The organism is Xanthocytophaga flava (assembly GCF_030068545.1).
GTDB lineage: Bacteria > Bacteroidota > Bacteroidia > Cytophagales > 172606-1 > Xanthocytophaga > Xanthocytophaga flava.
In genome coordinates, this window is the sequence record NZ_JASJOR010000033.1 from 1 (window position 1) to 15,809 (window position 15,809).

At 40.0% G+C, this 15,809-nt stretch carries 13 protein-coding genes and 1 riboswitch; of the genes, 10 read left to right on the forward strand and 3 right to left on the reverse strand.

The window, feature by feature from the left end; all coding sequences use genetic code 11:
* Nucleotides 1-233: 233 nt before the first annotated feature.
* Complete coding sequence (locus QNI15_RS31920) at nt 234-1,505, reverse strand: GAF domain-containing sensor histidine kinase (protein ID WP_314035810.1); 1,272 nt, start codon at nt 1,503-1,505, stop codon at nt 234-236.
* Nucleotides 1,506-1,867: 362 nt separating this feature from the next.
* On the opposite strand from QNI15_RS31920, the gene QNI15_RS31925 reads away from it, so the two are divergent.
* The 6 genes from QNI15_RS31925 to QNI15_RS31945 all read left to right on the forward strand — a co-directional run bounded on the left by QNI15_RS31925 (nt 1,868) and on the right by QNI15_RS31945 (nt 7,541).
* Nucleotides 1,868-3,418: a sulfatase family protein gene (locus QNI15_RS31925; RefSeq protein WP_314035812.1), complete on the forward strand. Its 1,551-nt coding sequence runs from the start codon at nt 1,868-1,870 to the stop codon at nt 3,416-3,418.
* A 158-nt stretch (nt 3,419-3,576) separates the two neighbouring features.
* Nucleotides 3,577-4,404, forward strand: a complete 828-nt coding sequence (locus QNI15_RS31930) for an SDR family NAD(P)-dependent oxidoreductase (RefSeq protein ID WP_314002726.1) — start codon at nt 3,577-3,579, stop codon at nt 4,402-4,404.
* 209 nt (nt 4,405-4,613) lie between these two features.
* A complete protein-coding gene (locus tag QNI15_RS31935) occupies nt 4,614-4,898 on the forward strand; it encodes a helix-turn-helix domain-containing protein (protein ID WP_314035814.1) in 285 nt (94 codons plus the stop codon).
* A 41-nt stretch (nt 4,899-4,939) separates the two neighbouring features.
* Nucleotides 4,940-5,392, forward strand: coding sequence for a transposase (locus QNI15_RS31940; protein ID WP_314002724.1), 453 nt, complete (start codon nt 4,940-4,942; stop codon nt 5,390-5,392).
* A complete protein-coding gene (locus QNI15_RS39040; protein ID WP_390902233.1) occupies nt 5,304-5,492 on the forward strand; it encodes a transposase in 189 nt (62 codons plus the stop codon). The genes QNI15_RS31940 and QNI15_RS39040 overlap by 89 nt, the downstream gene beginning before the upstream one ends.
* Nucleotides 5,493-5,957: 465 nt before the next feature.
* On the forward strand, nt 5,958-7,541 hold the full coding sequence (locus QNI15_RS31945; protein WP_314035816.1) for a nucleoside hydrolase-like domain-containing protein: 1,584 nt from the start codon (nt 5,958-5,960) through the stop codon (nt 7,539-7,541).
* An 87-nt stretch (nt 7,542-7,628) separates the two neighbouring features.
* On the opposite strand, the gene QNI15_RS31950 is transcribed toward QNI15_RS31945, so the two are convergent.
* Nucleotides 7,629-8,231 (reverse strand): CGNR zinc finger domain-containing protein, encoded by a 603-nt coding sequence (locus QNI15_RS31950; protein ID WP_314035818.1) that lies wholly within the window; start codon nt 8,229-8,231, stop codon nt 7,629-7,631.
* 143 nt (nt 8,232-8,374) lie between these two features.
* Here QNI15_RS31950 and QNI15_RS31955 point away from each other — a divergent pair, with 143 nt between their 5' ends.
* The 3 genes from QNI15_RS31955 (at nt 8,375) to QNI15_RS31965 (ending at nt 11,187) form a co-directional block, all read left to right on the forward strand.
* On the forward strand, nt 8,375-9,304 hold the full coding sequence (locus QNI15_RS31955) for an arginase family protein (RefSeq protein WP_314035820.1): 930 nt from the start codon (nt 8,375-8,377) through the stop codon (nt 9,302-9,304).
* A complete protein-coding gene (locus tag QNI15_RS31960) occupies nt 9,301-10,293 on the forward strand; it encodes a hypothetical protein (RefSeq protein WP_314002715.1) in 993 nt (330 codons plus the stop codon). Before QNI15_RS31955 ends, QNI15_RS31960 begins: the two co-directional genes overlap by 4 nt.
* A gap of 177 nt (nt 10,294-10,470) precedes the next feature.
* On the forward strand, nt 10,471-11,187 hold the full coding sequence (locus tag QNI15_RS31965; RefSeq protein ID WP_314002713.1) for a hypothetical protein: 717 nt from the start codon (nt 10,471-10,473) through the stop codon (nt 11,185-11,187).
* 310 nt (nt 11,188-11,497) lie between these two features.
* Here QNI15_RS31965 and QNI15_RS31970 read toward each other — a convergent pair whose 3' ends face one another.
* Complete coding sequence (locus QNI15_RS31970) at nt 11,498-11,635, reverse strand: hypothetical protein (RefSeq protein ID WP_314002711.1); 138 nt, start codon at nt 11,633-11,635, stop codon at nt 11,498-11,500.
* Nucleotides 11,636-11,646: 11 nt separating this feature from the next.
* Nucleotides 11,647-11,750: riboswitch (SAM riboswitch) on the reverse strand.
* Nucleotides 11,751-12,652: 902 nt separating this feature from the next.
* On the opposite strand from QNI15_RS31970, the gene QNI15_RS31975 reads away from it, so the two are divergent.
* The gene (locus QNI15_RS31975) at nt 12,653-15,790 is read left to right on the forward strand and encodes a SusC/RagA family TonB-linked outer membrane protein (protein WP_314035822.1); all 3,138 of its coding nucleotides are present in this window, start codon (nt 12,653-12,655) and stop codon (nt 15,788-15,790) included.
* Nucleotides 15,791-15,809: the final 19 nt, after the last annotated feature.

Consider the following 15,809-nt stretch of genomic DNA (forward strand, 5'->3'; position numbering starts at 1 on the left):
GATTTGTTGGCTTTGGGGCAATCCTTCTTAAATTTGTTCAAAAGCGATGGGGGTAGTTTTTCTTCTTTTTCACACATTGATAACTACTACTGCTTCGCTTTTATTCATTTTGTCTAGCATTCAGGCCGCAGATACTTCTGAGTGACTATTTGTCCATCAAGTTCTGTCATAAGTGGGTGTTTTCAGTTTCCGTTTATGGGATATCCAGAAGCAATTTACTTCTTTTTGAGAAATCAGGACGTCAATACCAAAGATGCAGATAAAGTAGATCGTTCCAGATTCAAATTTGCTTTTTTATCAGGAATAAAGATTTCAAATATGGTTCCATGACTCGGTTGTGAAGTAATTTTCATCTCCCCTTTCAGGCTATCAACCAGATGTTTTACCAGGGCCAACCCAAAGCCATAGCCCTGCTCACCTTGTGTACCATTGGTCGAAACGCCTTCTCCCTCCAGAATGGATTGGACTTTATCCGCTGGCATGCCGATACCTGTATCCTGGACTGTAAAATGCAGCATATTCACTTCTGATCCTGATTTTACATTCAAACCTACACTTACGTTGCCTCCTGTTGGCGTAAATTTCATAGAGTTGGAAATTAAATTGCCAATGATCTGTAACAACTTGTTTTTAGGAAACGGAATGACTTCGGTCTCATGATGGGTAGTGACCACAAAGTTGATACCTTTATTAACTGCCTGTGGTGTATACAACTTTTCCAGTTTATCTTTTAAGGTAAGCTGATTAAATTGATGTGCTTCAACGCTTGCCTGATTTCTCCTTGCTGTTTCTGTACTCAATATTTCATTTGCCAGCTCCAGAATAGAATTTCCACTTTTATGAATTATTGAAATAAAATTCAGTACAGTTGCCAGTGTGTTTTTATCACCCTGTTCACAAATGATCCCAGCCAGCCCTATAATTCCCCCGATAGGTCCCCGAATGTCATGCGCTACCCGTAGTTTACTTTCGACAGCTTCATTCATAGTTGCCTGCAACGTATGAATGAGTTTATATGTCTGCAAACGGTTAACAATCTCACCTGCAATAATTTTTAGCATTTCTATTTTTTCAGGAGAGAGAGGTTTGGTTTCTTTATCCAATACACACAATGATCCAATATGGTTACCCATTGCTGTCTTCAGCGGAATCCCCAGGTAATACCGTAGTCCCAGTTCACCAGACACATATCCTTTATCTTTGAAACGATCATCAGCAGATAGATCTTTGATTTCGAGCTTTTCCTCTTCCAGCAAGGTATACTGACAGACAACCTCCTGACGAGGAAGTTGCTCAACTGCCAGCCCATGATTGGCAATAGTCCAGGAAGTATAACTATCAATCAGATTGATGAGTGAAATATGTGTACCTGCTACCTTGGCAGCCAAAGTTGTCAGTTCTTTAAACTGATTCTGAAGACTACTATAATCCAGATCCAATTCTGAAAGCTCAATGATTCTTTCCATTTCATTGGCGGGTACAGGAGGCTGTGCAGAGTGCATCATGTATAGCGGAGATTTTAGTGTGGATGAATGCTGAACACAGATTGCAGGCAGAATGTAGCTATTTGAATAGTAAATATACTACTAACCAGTTGTTTAGCTTTATAAGAAGTGCCCAATTTATTACAGAAGTATTGACATAACTACTTTATGTAGTTTTTTTGAGTTGCTGGAAAGTTAATCTGATAGGTTTAGTCCTGCAGACTTTTACTAAGGAACTTATTTTTGAAGCACGACACCACAATGGGAACATGATGTAAATAAAAATATCATACAGCATGATCATTATCTTTACTAATTTCAAAATACATTTAAGAAAACTTTTTATTTGTACAGGAAAAAAATCACTTAAAATGAAAATACCTATGTATCGTATCCTCTGTTTGTTAAGCATACTCTTTACTTCGGTAGCCTTTGCACAAAAGGCTGCTCCACAGGAAAAAAGACGACCCAATGTAATATTCATTCTCTCAGATGATCATGCCTATCAGGCCATTAGTGCCTATGGAAGCAAGCTAGCCCAGACGCCTAGCATTGATCGTATAGCCAGTCAGGGAGCCATTCTATATAACAATGTAGTGACCAATTCGATCTGTGGTCCAAGTCGAGCCGTTCTGTTGACAGGAAAACACAGCCATATAAACGGGTATAAACTCAATGAGAAACAGTTTGATGTCAACCAGCCTGTGTTCTCAGAGCAACTCCAGCAGAATGGTTATCAAACAGCATGGATCGGAAAGATGCACCTAGGTGCATTACCCAATGGTTTTGATTACCTGAATGTACTACCGGGGCAAGGCCAGTACTACAATCCGGATTTTATCAATTCAAAAAACGAAAAGGTAAAATATACTGGCTATGTAACAGATATTATTACACAGCTTTCAGAGGAATGGCTTAACAAACGGGATACAGTTAAACCGTTCTTCCTCGTAGTAGGCCATAAGGCTACACATCGTGAGTGGTTACCTGCTATCGAAGATCTGGGATATTATGACAATGTAAACTTTCCTTTGCCTCCAACCTTTTACGATGAGTATATAGGTCGTATTGCGGCACAAAAACAGGATATGACTATCGATAAAACCATGCGGTTAAAAGAGGATCTGAAGGTGCATGCAGACTATGACTCTGAAACGGGGTACAATCCCTATAATGGCTTCACCCCTGAACAGAAGACGGCCTTTTATAACTACTATGAAAAGAAGGTCAGCAAAGAGTTTGATGAGAAAAATCTGAGTGGCAAAGCCCTTGTAGAATGGAAATATCAACGCTACATGCAAGACTACCTGGCTACAGCCCGATCCCTGGACCGAAACATTGGAAAGCTACTCGACTATCTGGACCAACATGGTTTAGCAGAGAATACAGTAGTAATCTATGCCTCTGATCAGGGTTTTTATCTGGGCGAACATGGATGGTTTGACAAACGGTTTATTTATGAGCAATCGCTGAAAACCCCTTTTGTCATTCGTTATCCGGGTGTGATCAAACCAGGGACAAAAGTAGATGCAGTTGTATCTAATCTTGACTGGGCACCTACTCTGCTTAACGTGACAGGAACTTCTGTTCCAGCTCAGATGCAGGGACAATCTTTTCTACCTCTGTTAAAAGGACAAAAAACCTCTTGGAAGAGTGCAGCTTATTATCATTATTATGAATACCCCATGCCACACAATGTACCACCTCATTTTGGTATTCGTACTGAGCAATATACGTTAGCCAGATTCTATGGACCTGACAATGCCTGGGAACTGTATGATATTAAGAAAGACCCACAAAACCTGAATAACTTGTATGGGAAGAAGGGGTATGAAAAGATTATCTCAACGCTGAAAGCTCAACTCAAAAAAGAAATTGTTCAGGCCAAAGACAATGAAGCGTTAAAGATACTGGATGGAGATATTAATGAATGATTGAGGATTGGTTGCACTAGCTCGGACAGATACATTGAAAAGAAGATGGCATCGATCCGTATGGCAATATGGTGGACTACCAGAAACCGGAAAAAAATCGGGTAGAACCTGCGTCTTTTGTAAACACCTTTCGTCTATCCGGTAAAATACATTTAACCATGAACGAAAAGGTATCACTCATTACAGGAGCCAACTCAGGTATAGGCCTGGCTCTGACCAAAAAAATACTAACCGAGCAGGGAAAGGTCATTGCCCTGATCCGTTCTTCCTTTCCGACCGACGACTCGGTGCTCACTCAGGCCATCGCTCATGGAAGGATTACCATTTATCAGGCCAATCTGAGTGATTTTGCAAGCCTGAAAGCGGCCTTAAAGGCCATTAAGCAGCACAAACCTGCCCTGGACGTCATCTTCAACAATGCGGGCGTGAGTACAGCCACGCTCGAATTCTCCCCGCAAGGGCGCGAGCTGCAGTTTGAAGTAAACACCGTGGTACCCTATATTCTGCTGATGGAGCTGAAAGAATGCCTGTCGGCAAACGGAAGCAGGAAGGTGATCAATACCTCTTCAAATGCAGCCTTGTATGTAAAGAAGTTTCGGGTAGAGGAGCTGGATCGGCCCAACCACTTTAAGAAGCTCTTCGGACCGTATGCTGCCAGCAAGTTGGCACTTACGCTCTGGACCCGGGAGGTGGCTTCCTGGTTAAGCACAGAAGGAATCAGAATTGCCAGTGTAGACCCCGGTGGCAATCAAAGCAAAATGACGGCCAGCACCAGCATGCCGCTGGTGTTACGCTTGGTGGCAAAGTTCATGTTCTCTCCTGCCAGTACAGGTGCGCAACGTTTGCAGGATGCCGCACGCCAGCTGTCAGATGCTGAAACAGGTGCCTTTTTCATAAAAGGCAAGCCAGCCTCCTATCGCTTTCAGGAACAGGGAAATGCGCTGCTGAGTAAGCTTCATGCCATTTATAGGCAGGAGTATTTGTAATTAAGTACTTAACCATAAATAGTTTATATTAAAAAAGTATCTTTGTCCTTATGGGACGGGTCAATACACCACAACTCAATAAATTACAACGAGAAGAACTAGAGTTATTATTTAACACTAGTTCCAATGCCTCTTTTCGGAGAAGATGTCAATTAATTCTGCTCAAAGCTCAAGGACGAGATTGAAAAGATGTAGGGCAAATTGTAGGGATGAGTCATATCAGTGTGAATAGCTGGTTAAAACGTTATAAAAAAGAGGGTATCACAGGATTGCAAATTAAGGAAGGACGAGGTCGTAAATCTCTGATTGATAAAGAAACAGACCAGGAAGCAATCTTAACCATTGTTCAAGGGGAACGTCAACGTTTACAAATAGCCAAAGCCGAATGGGAAGCACTTAGTGGAAAAACAGTGAGCAAAACTACTTTTCGCCGTTTTTTAAAAGCATTGGCGGAACCTACAAGCGTATCCGAAAACGATGCAAGCAAACCGTAGATCCAGACTTGTATGCCTGTAAAAAAGCCTATCTGACAGAATTGGAAAAACTCTCTGAACAAAAAATGATTGATCTTTACTATGGGGATGAATCCAGTGTGAGTAGTGAGGGATATGTACCGTATGGTTGGCAATTCAAAGAGGAAAAAGTGAGTGTGCCTAGCTGTAAAGGATATAAAATCAATCTTTTTGGTTTGATCACACGTGATAATCAATGGCAATGGGCAACTACAGAGAAAACCATAGATAGCCACTTTATTATTGAGCAACTCGATCGATTTTCATTCTCTTTGGCCAAGGAAACCTTTCTAGTTTTAGATAATGCACGTATTCATAGTTGTCAGTTGGTCAAAGAGCAACTCAAGCAAAGAGCAACTCAAGGTGTGGCAAAGCAGAGGTTTATTTATTTTCTTTTTACCTCCTTATTGCCCTCAGTTAAATCTAGCGGAAATCGTGTGGAGAAAATTGAAAACCCAATGGATAAAGCCAAATGATTACAGGCACAAAGACTCACTTTTTTATGCAGTAAATCGATGTATGACCAACATTGGAAAGGAGCTTAAAATACAGTTTTCTCCTTTTAATATAAACTAATTGTGTACAACTACTTAAATACAATTCTACTATACTTATTCGATTATTATTGATTCAGTACTCATATTGAAACCAAAAGGAAAAGAACTCGCCAATTTGTTCAACTACTGGCGAGTTCTCTTTTTGAGTAGCATCGGAAAGCCAGAGTACTGGATGTGAAAGGTTGTGTCTGTTAATAGGTAATTCCTGCCATCCTTTTTTATAGTTGCTACCAATTTTATAGTTGCTACCAATCGGCAATGGTTATCGTATTAAAGATCTGTGGTTTATATTTGCCTCTTCCTAAGAGGTAAGCGTCCAAGCCAAGCCATAGTTGTTAGTTAGCCTAAATATAATATTCTGGTTGTGGTTAAGAAAGATTGTCTAGCTCGGATGCATACGCTTAACTTACTATATTTACCTGGCTTTGATCTTTAGTTATAGATACCTCAGGTCGTTGCAAATGGGTTCAAATCCTCAATTTTTATGTACCGTTCTATAATCCTGTTATTCGTGAGTGGTTTCGTCGGAGTCTGTGTAAATGCACAACTGCCTTCTCCAGCACAAGTACGACCACGTATTGTAATTACAGCCGATCCCGAACTGGATGACAATAACTCTCTTATTCGCCTTCTACTATATAGTAGTGACCTGCAAATTGAAGGTCTTATTTATGCAAGCAGTGGATATCATTGGAAAGGTGATGGCAAGGGAACAAAATGGTTCGTACCTGGAAGAGAATATACGCGTTTTGGTTTGAATCTATGCCCCTGTGAATCGTGGCGATGGGCTGATAATGAACGATTTATTCATGAGGCTGTTGATGCGTATGAGAAAGTATATCCAAACCTGAAAGTGCATAACCCCAATTATCCGATCCCATTGGAATTAAAGGCAAAAATCAGGTATGGAAATATTGAGTTTGACGGAGATATTTCCAAAGATTCTCCTGGTTCTGATCTGATTAAATCGTTGATACTGGATGATAAGCCTGGACAACTGTTTATTACAGCCTGGGGTGGACAAAGTACCATCGCGCGAGCACTCAAATCCATTCAGGAGCAATACGAGTATACAACTGAATGGGATGCAATCCGAAAGAAGATTTTCAAAAAGGTAGTGCTGCTTCCTTCAGGTGACCAGGACGATACCTATGCACTTTATATCAAACCTAACTGGCCTGGCATTGAATATAGGCAGTTTAGAAGTGGTCCTAATTATGGCTATGGCGCGCAGTTGGGAGCTAAGAAAGAAAATGCACTCTACATGACTTCCGCCTGGATGAAGGAAAATGTATCTGCTCGTGGACTCTTTGGTGCGTTGTATAGGGTTTGGGGAGATGGGAAACAGATGGTTAAAGATGATAAGCTGGATTATTTTGGTGTAGCAGGTCATACTAACGAACAACTAAAGAAAATGGGATATGTTGTATGGATGCCTGTTCAGGAAAAAGGGTCATGGCTAGGTGAAGGAGATACTTTTACATTTATGAATATGCTGGCGAATGGGCTTCGTGCCTATGAGTTAGGTTCGTACGGTGGCTGGAGTGGACGTCAGGCTACTGAAGAGGAGTTAAAGAACTCTTCCTTTCCGGTTGCGGATACATCTGCTCAAGTTATGGCAACAATGCTTGGGACTCTATCTGACCAGTCTGGTAAAAGTCTGAATGGAGCGAGCTACCCGAATTTCTTCCCTGCAGCTCAGCAGGATTTTGCAGCACGTCTTAAGTGGTCAATAACACCGAAATATACCAATGCAAATCATGAACCTGTTGTCAAGATTGAAGGACCTCTTACTATATTGGCCGGAGCAGGGGAAAAAATAAGACTAAATGGTGCAGTTTCTGATCCAGATGGAAATGTTGTTTCTATCAAATGGTGGCAGTTTCAGGTAGGAAGTTATCCCAATTCTGTTGCCATTTCTAATCCAGCATCACAACAAATTGAAGTGACAATTCCTAAAGATGCCATTCCCGGACAAACCATCCATCTGATCTTTGAAGCAACAGACAACGGTACTCCTGCTCTGACAAGATATCAGCGGGTAATTATTATAGTAAGGAATAAGTAAAGAGCAATAGCTCGTAGGAAAATAGAGATTGGGTGAACTGATTAAGGTCAAAACGTTTACTGAGGATGGTTACCAATCACGAAGACTCTACTTATTGCGGTGGTACCACTCCAATGCTTTTACACTGCTGCCACACATCTGCATACTACACCATTTTCGTTTGCCATTTTTGGTAGTGTCTATGAATAACCAACCACATTTCGGACAACTTTTCAGTTTCTCTGATTCATTTTTTAGCAATAACTCATAGGCGTCATATACAATAGGTGCCAATAGTATTCTGAAATCTGCTTTTGGAAATTTCCATTCTCTCTTTATCACATCTGGATATGATTCTAGAACTATATAAGGCATATAGTTCTGCAACATTGTATTCAGAAAAGACACATGTGAAGAACTGATCTTTTTGTGGTTGCTTCTACGTGACAGCAGAGTGTATAATGCTTGTCTGAATGCTTTCACTTCTTTGAGAAACAAGTTGGCCTCATCCGTTTCTGCTCTTGCAGATAATCTTTTATACTCTTTCTTCTCAATAATATCCGTTCGTAAGCACCAGTGAACAAGATCATTCAGGGTCTCTACATAATCTTTCTTTGACTCTTCTGTCCAGGTGCTTACAGTGTTTACAAAGTCAAGACAGAGCCTTCCACCACAAAGAATTATTTCATCTGTTAAATTATTTTTTACCATCTATTTTTATTTGAGTAGTAAAGTTATAATTTTACCATCTAAGATTATTTTAAGAGTAAAGTTAATGAAATAGAAATGTCTAATATGCTATTGATCAGAAATATTTTGTGGTTGATCTATTTTATCTTGTCCAACTATCTTTTATGTCTACAAACAGTGATTCTTTACATAAAGGTAAAAAGCTGAGTAGTATAGAGTGCCCTTCCAATCTGGGATTGGCGAGATCTTCCTATGCCAGAGAGCCAGCGGTAAGGAGGCTTCCGGAATGGTTAAAGAAATGGGGCATTCATGCTGCTATTCATCCAGATAAAACTCTCAGAGTTGAGACTCCGGAATATGAAACCATACTTGATCCTGTAACAAATGTGCTTAACGCCGATAAGATCATTAGTTATGCCATCAAACAAAGCGAGGTAATGGCAAATGAGATAGACTCCGAATCTTTTCAGCTTATATTGGGCGGCGACTGTAGCCTGCTGATTGTCAGTGCTATTTCCTTTAAGAAAAAGGGTAGCTTTGGGCTGTTTTATCTGGATGGGCATACAGACTATAGTACACCTGCCCAGTCACAATCACATGCTGCTGCTGGAATGGATCTGGCCATTGTATGTGGCATTGGACATCCAAAACTTACCAATATTTTCAATCTGCGTCCTTATATAGAGGAAAAGAATGTCTTTTGTGTATGTAACAGAGAGCATGATATAGAGGATGAAAAGCTTATTACTAACTCACAGATACACTATGTCCCCTTGGGACGGTTAAGAAAAACAGGTATACGACAAACTATTGTGCAGTTTATTGAAATGATAGAAACAAATAAGCTGGATGGCTTTTATATACACTTTGATGTAGATGTGTTGAATGATAACATAATGCCAGCTGTTGATAGTCGGCAGGCAGATGGACTCTCATTCCGGGAACTACAGCAATTGCTACTGCCTTTACTGACAAGTCCCAAAATGTATGGTATGCAAATTACCATTCTTGATCCTGATCCTGACCCGGGTGCACAGTACACAAAGGCATTTATAAGTAATATCTCTCCCCTTATTCTTAAAGTAAAGCAATGAAGACACTATGTATAAATATGGCTATATCAGGCTTTCTGCTATTGTTGAATTGTGTGATTTGTCTGGGACAAAAGAATGATGCTACCTATACCTACTTTAACCTGCCAGCACCTAAAGATATCCCTATTGTATTTGCCAGTGGTATTATCTCCACTCAGCACAACGAGTATAATAGTACTTTTTCACCAGATGGCAATGCTTTTTTATATACAATTGCCAACAACACCTTTTATAATAGGTTCTATACAATTTTCATCTGTAGGAAAGTAAAAGAAAAATGGTCTTCTCCGGAAATTGCTTCTTTTTCAGGGCAATATAGCGATGCTGATCCGTTCTTTACTCCTGATGGCAAAGGAGTTTATTTTATCTCAACACGACCTGTTACAGGAAAAACTGTTAGAACCGATTTTGATATCTGGTATGTTGGCTATCAGAACGGAACCTTTGGCGAACCTCAACATCTGGATAATCAGATTAACTCATCCAATGATGAATTATATCCCTCTGTTTCTGCAAGAGGAAACCTGTATTTCGCTACTAAAAATGAAAACACTGGCTATGATCTGATGATTGCTCGTTATGAGGATGGGCAGTTCCGAAAACCAGTAGGAGTAAGTGATTCAATCAATACAGACAAAACAGAATTTGATGCTTTTGTTGCACCTGATGAGTCCTATATTATCTATACTTCTATGGGAGGTAAGGATAATATAGGAAGTGGAGATCTGTATATTAGTTTTCGTAAAGGTAACTATTGGACAACTGGTAAAAGCCTCGGAAATAAGCTGAATTCTGTACATATGGATCAATGCCCTATGGTCTCTCCTGATGGGAAATTTTTATTTTTTACCAGTTTCAGAGATTCGCAACCCTATCACTTTAAGAAGCCGGTTTCAACTACTGCCTATCTGAAAATCCTTGATTCTCCTTTAAACGGCCTTGGAAATATATTCTGGGTGGACTTGCATAATATTATAGATAACCTGTAAAAAGGATGGGATGATTACCTATAAGGTAATTTGTACTTTGTTCGTTACTTTTGCTGTATATTTCATTTTTATAGTTATATGAGTAGCAAAAACGAAGGTAACCAGTAAGATAAGATCTTCAAAGAGAACCTGGAATCTGTTACTCTGGCACTCATTGAAAAAGTACTTCACATACAGGTGTCTTCTTATGAACGCCTTCCACAGGAACTACAACGTACAGTAGAAAGAAGGCCTGATCAACTCCTGAAAATTACAGACAAACAAGGCTATACTTTCTTGTTGCAGCTTGAATTCCAACTGGTAGATGAAGAGGGTATGGTGTATCGGATGTTGGAATACAGAGGTATGCTCTCCCGAAAATATGAACTGTCAGTAAAACAGTATGTGATCTTTCTTTCCGATCAGCAACCCAAGATGCAGACCCGTATTGAAGAACCCGATCTGTCTTATGCGTTTCGGTTAGTCCAATTTTCTACTATTGACTATGAGTTGTTTCTCTCTTCCGAGAAAGGAGATGAAGTGGTGTTTGCTATATTGGGTAAGTTTGGTAATACCCATCCGGAAGAGGCAGTTGCCCGGATTGTAGAGCGAATAAACCAGACTTCAGTTTCTAAAAGTGAACTACAACGTCACTTGCAACAATTACGTATATTAGCTAACTTGCGTAAACTAACGCCTTTTATAGAAATCATGATTGACTCGATTACTCCATACATCAAAAAAGACGACGATTTCCTTTTTAGAGAAGGGAAGATAGAAGGAATGGAACAAAAAACACGAGAAACTATTCTGAAATTGCTGAAAGATGGGGTGTTGACCACTCAGCAACTGGCTTCTTATTTTGATGTGACCGAAGAGTTTGTAGAAGAGTTGCGGAAGAGTCTTTCTCAATAAGCGGGTTTTATCATCAGAAAGATACCTGGTCTGGACATTCGTTCAGACCTTTTTTGTTGTAAAGGGATACATAACTGAAGTACTGAAAGAAGATTGGACTTTGGGTGAGCCATTTGAAACTCTACGCCAAAGTCAAATCTGAAGTCAAATCAAATAATGAAGATCTTCTTAACTCATCTTGTTTGGTAGTTAGGGTAACGGGAAAAATACTGAAGATAGCTCACACATTACTTATATATAGGTCTTTCCGTCTTCATATAGAAGATATAATAATAATATCCTTTGTGAGAACTGATAAAATAGTCCGGATTTAAAAAGGCTTACAGTCTACTATACCGCGAGAAGTAGTAATGATGCTGGAACAGATAGAGAAGTAGGCAAAAGAATATAACTTGCCTGTGTCAGACAGAGAATAAGCTGTCTGCATGATTACTGCTAAATAATTCATTGTTTTTTGTTAATTTATCTTTACCAATAAGGTCAGGACGTAGCACTGTTTCCGGGTGGTCAGAAAGTTGCTGGAAGTTCTGCGAGCCTGTTCTCTCCCTTCCTCTATATAAATTAACTAATTAATCGGTGGTGCTTAATTAGTAAGATGATGCAAATGTAGAGACTAATTTTTGATTTCCAAATTATATCTCTACTTTTTCTGTAGAGATTTAGAAAAAAATTTTTGATGTAAAAAGGAAGTGTTTTTAATAGGATATATAAGTGAAAATAGATAATGTTTAGTTTATTTTAATTTGTAATTATTTGATTGTCAATTGTTTTTGTAAATAATGTGTACTTTTAGTGTAGATGATTTCTAGTGGGATACATACTTGTAAAAAAGTAGTATATTACATATATCCTTATTAAATTATGGTATCTCTATAAAAAAAGTAGAGAATTGTTTGGATTTGTTTCTAGCGGCTTTAACTTTGTATCACAAATTTGTTAATCGTCAACTACTATCAGCTAGTAATGACTATAGATCCAATGTATGAAAAATAGCCATACAGCGCTTCCAATGACTTGTTGATCCATTCTTAGAGAGATTTTATCTCTCCGACAAGTAATATACACGAAAAAAATATCGGGCTGCTTCTTACACTATTTGAAGTATTTTCTGCTCTTCAGGAGATGCTGCATATAGTTGTTGGGTTTGTATTGACTATAGAATCAGTTCGATTCAGAAAACAACAGAATTACTTTCGCTGAAAAGGAGAGGTTATATACTTAAAAAACAACATCTTATGGAGTCTATTTACAGCGATACCTAGAAATGATACTTACAATACTTTAAAGAGATCGTGCTCTCATTAAAGAAATATATTATACAAAATTTCCCATGATACAAAGAAACTGGTAAGACGCGAATCTTACCAGCCTGAGCGAAGATCAGTATCGTAACGCCAATCACTCACTGATCCTCTGTTGGTTTTGGTCATGGGATACCCCTTAACCTTATAAACCGCTTAAAGATATGAAAACTTTTACAAGTAGTTTTCTGTGCGAAAAGCTATTTTCTAAAATTACACCCTCTCTTTTTATTGTCACCCTGCTAGGTGCCAATACTCTTCATGCCGAACCTAGTAGATCTGGCTCTTCTTTTTCTGTGAAAGCTTCTGCTTATCAAGCAGTTCCTATTGAAGGAAAAGTTACAGATGAAAAGGGCAACGGCCTTCCAGGTATCACCATCCTTGTTAAGGGTACTACCAGTGGTACAACTACTGATGCAGATGGTAAGTTTGCGCTTGCTGTGCCAGATGAGAATGCTGTATTGGTTCTATCCTATATTGGATATAGAACAAAAGAAGTGTCTGTGGGCAAGCAGAAAAACTTGTCTATTGCACTGGAACCCGATACCAAACAACTTAGTGAGATTGTCATTGTGGGGTATGGTACTCAGGAACGTAAAAATCTGATTGGCTCTGTAACCAAGGTAAACCCGGCCGAAACCAAGAGTATCCCCACGGGTAGTTTTGATGCCCAGTTGCAGGGACAAGCTGCTGGTTTGCAGATTAACTCCAACACAGGCGTGCCTGGTGATGGAATCTTTATACGAGTACGGGGTACTACTTCCATTAATGCAGGCAACGATCCGTTATATGTGGTGGATGGAGTATTTATAAACAATACCAGTTTGCAAACGGTCAATACCGGAGGTAGAGCTACTTCGCCTATTGCCGATATCAACCCTGCCGATATCGAAAGTATTGAAGTTTTGAAAGACGCCTCTGCTACCGCTATTTATGGTTCTCGTGGGGCTAATGGTGTTGTCATTGTAACAACCAAACGCGGGAATTACAATGCAAAGCCACAATTGAACTTCAACCACTCACAGGGTTGGGCCTGGGCTCCTGAAAACAGATTATGGAAACTGACTACAGGTCCTCAGCATGCCGAACTGATCAATGAATACTGGATTAATTCAGGTATCGATAATCCTGCACTAAAGCAAACATATGAAAATCGTCCTTTCCGGCCTAAGTCAGAAGGTGGACGAGGTTTGCCAGAAGAACAAAACACCTACGACCGACTACATGAACTTTTCCGTACAGGACGTGTCGCAAACTATGATCTGTCTTTAAACGGAGGCTCAAAAGCCACAAAATATTATATAGGAGGTGGTTATACCCGCCAAGAAGCGAACATTAAACCCATCTATTTTGAAAGAGCCAGTTTTAAAGTAAATCTGGATCAGCAGATCAATGATAAAGTCCAGATTGGAGTGAGCAATACCCTTTCACGTTCATTCCGGAATCAGGCACGTGCAGGAGATGGTCCTCAGGGTGGATTGCTTCAATCGGCATTACATACCCCTACATATCTGCCTGAATACAACGAAGATGGTACACCTGCCAGATGGGCTGGATTTGATAACCTGAAAGTATTGCTGGATAATTATGATGTAAATACTGTCAGCTTACGTTACATTGGCAATTTGTATGCAGATATAGAACTTCTGCCTGGACTAAAGTTGCACAGCAGCTTTGGTATTGACTATAATCACTATGATGAGTCTGAATACTGGAACGACAAAACACAGTTAGGGGCTTCTCCAACCAATGGCCTGGCTACTTCGTCCCTGACACAAAACAGTACGTGGCTTAATGAGCAAACTCTTTCCTACCGGAAATCCTTTGGTACACAACATACCTTTGGAGCCTTTATCGGAAATTCACTGCAGAGCAATGTGCAAAACAATACGGCCGCTCAGGGTAGCGGCTTTCCAAGCAACTCGTATAAACAGATTTCTTCAGCTTCTACACGTACTTCATCACAAAGCTGGACAAAAAGTACACTGGCCTCCTTCTTTGGGCGGGTAGATTACAACTATGCCAGTAAATACTTTATCGAATTGAGTGTACGTGCTGACGGTTCTTCCCGCTTTGGGGCCAATAACCGTTGGGGATATTTCCCTGCAATTGGAGCAGCTTGGAGAATCAAAGAAGAAAGTTTCCTGAAGGATATTGAGTTTATCAGCGATCTGAAATTGCGTGGGAGCTATGGCATTACTGGTAACCAAAACGGCATCAGCAACTTTGCTGCAAGAGGCCTATGGTCAGGGGAAGGTGGGTATCCGGATAACACTACAGGTGGAGATCTGGCCGGAACTGCCCCTCAACAGTTAGGAAATCCAAACCTGAGATGGGAAAAAACACGTCAGTTCAATGCCGGTCTGGATTTGGGCTTACTGAATGGACGTATTGGAGTAGAATTCAATGTGTACTCCAAGTATACAACGGATGTGTTACTGGAAGAGCCTGTTCGTGCTATTACGGGCTTTAACTCCTACTACAGTAATATCGGTGAAATCAGCAATAAGGGATATGAACTGGCAATTACCAGTGAAAACATTCGCAAAGGAGATTTCAGCTGGAGAACTTCCTTTAATATATCCGGAAACGTAAATAAGATTGAAAAACTGCCTGTACCAATCAATATGTATAACCGTAACTGGGTACGTATGGAACAAGGACATTCTATGTATTCTTTCTGGCTTTACAAACAGGAATATGTAGATACACAAACAGGACAAGCTGTATTTCAAGATGTAAACACGGATGGTAGTATCACCGCATCTGATCGTCAGATTATAGGAAATGCAGTACCTAAGTTTTTCGGAGGATTATCTAATACTATTACCTACAAAGGATTTGATGCAGGAATTATCTTCTCCTATCAATATGGGAATAAGGTATTCAATCTGAACCGTTTCTTTGGTGAAGGCGGTGGAACCCGTGATGCAAACCGGGTATTGTTTGCCAGTCAGCTAAAACGCTGGCAGAAGCCGGGTGATGTAACAGATGTGCCACGTCTGACCAGTGTAGGCAATAACTATAAGCTGGAACAAAACAGCCGCTTTCTGGAAGATGGTTCGTTCCTGAAGCTTTCTACAGTTACATTAGGATATACACTGCCTAAAGAATTGACAACCCGTGTCAGAATTGAGAAACTGAGATTCTATGTAACTGGTAGTAACCTGTTTATCGTCACAAAATACACAGGTGCTGATCCGGAATCTAATGTTACCAGCAGCCAGACTGTGCAAGGTCTCGACTTAGGAACTCCTCCTCAGCCACGTTCTATCCAGGTAGGAGTAAATGTTACGCTATAAACCTTAATTCTTGTTGCAA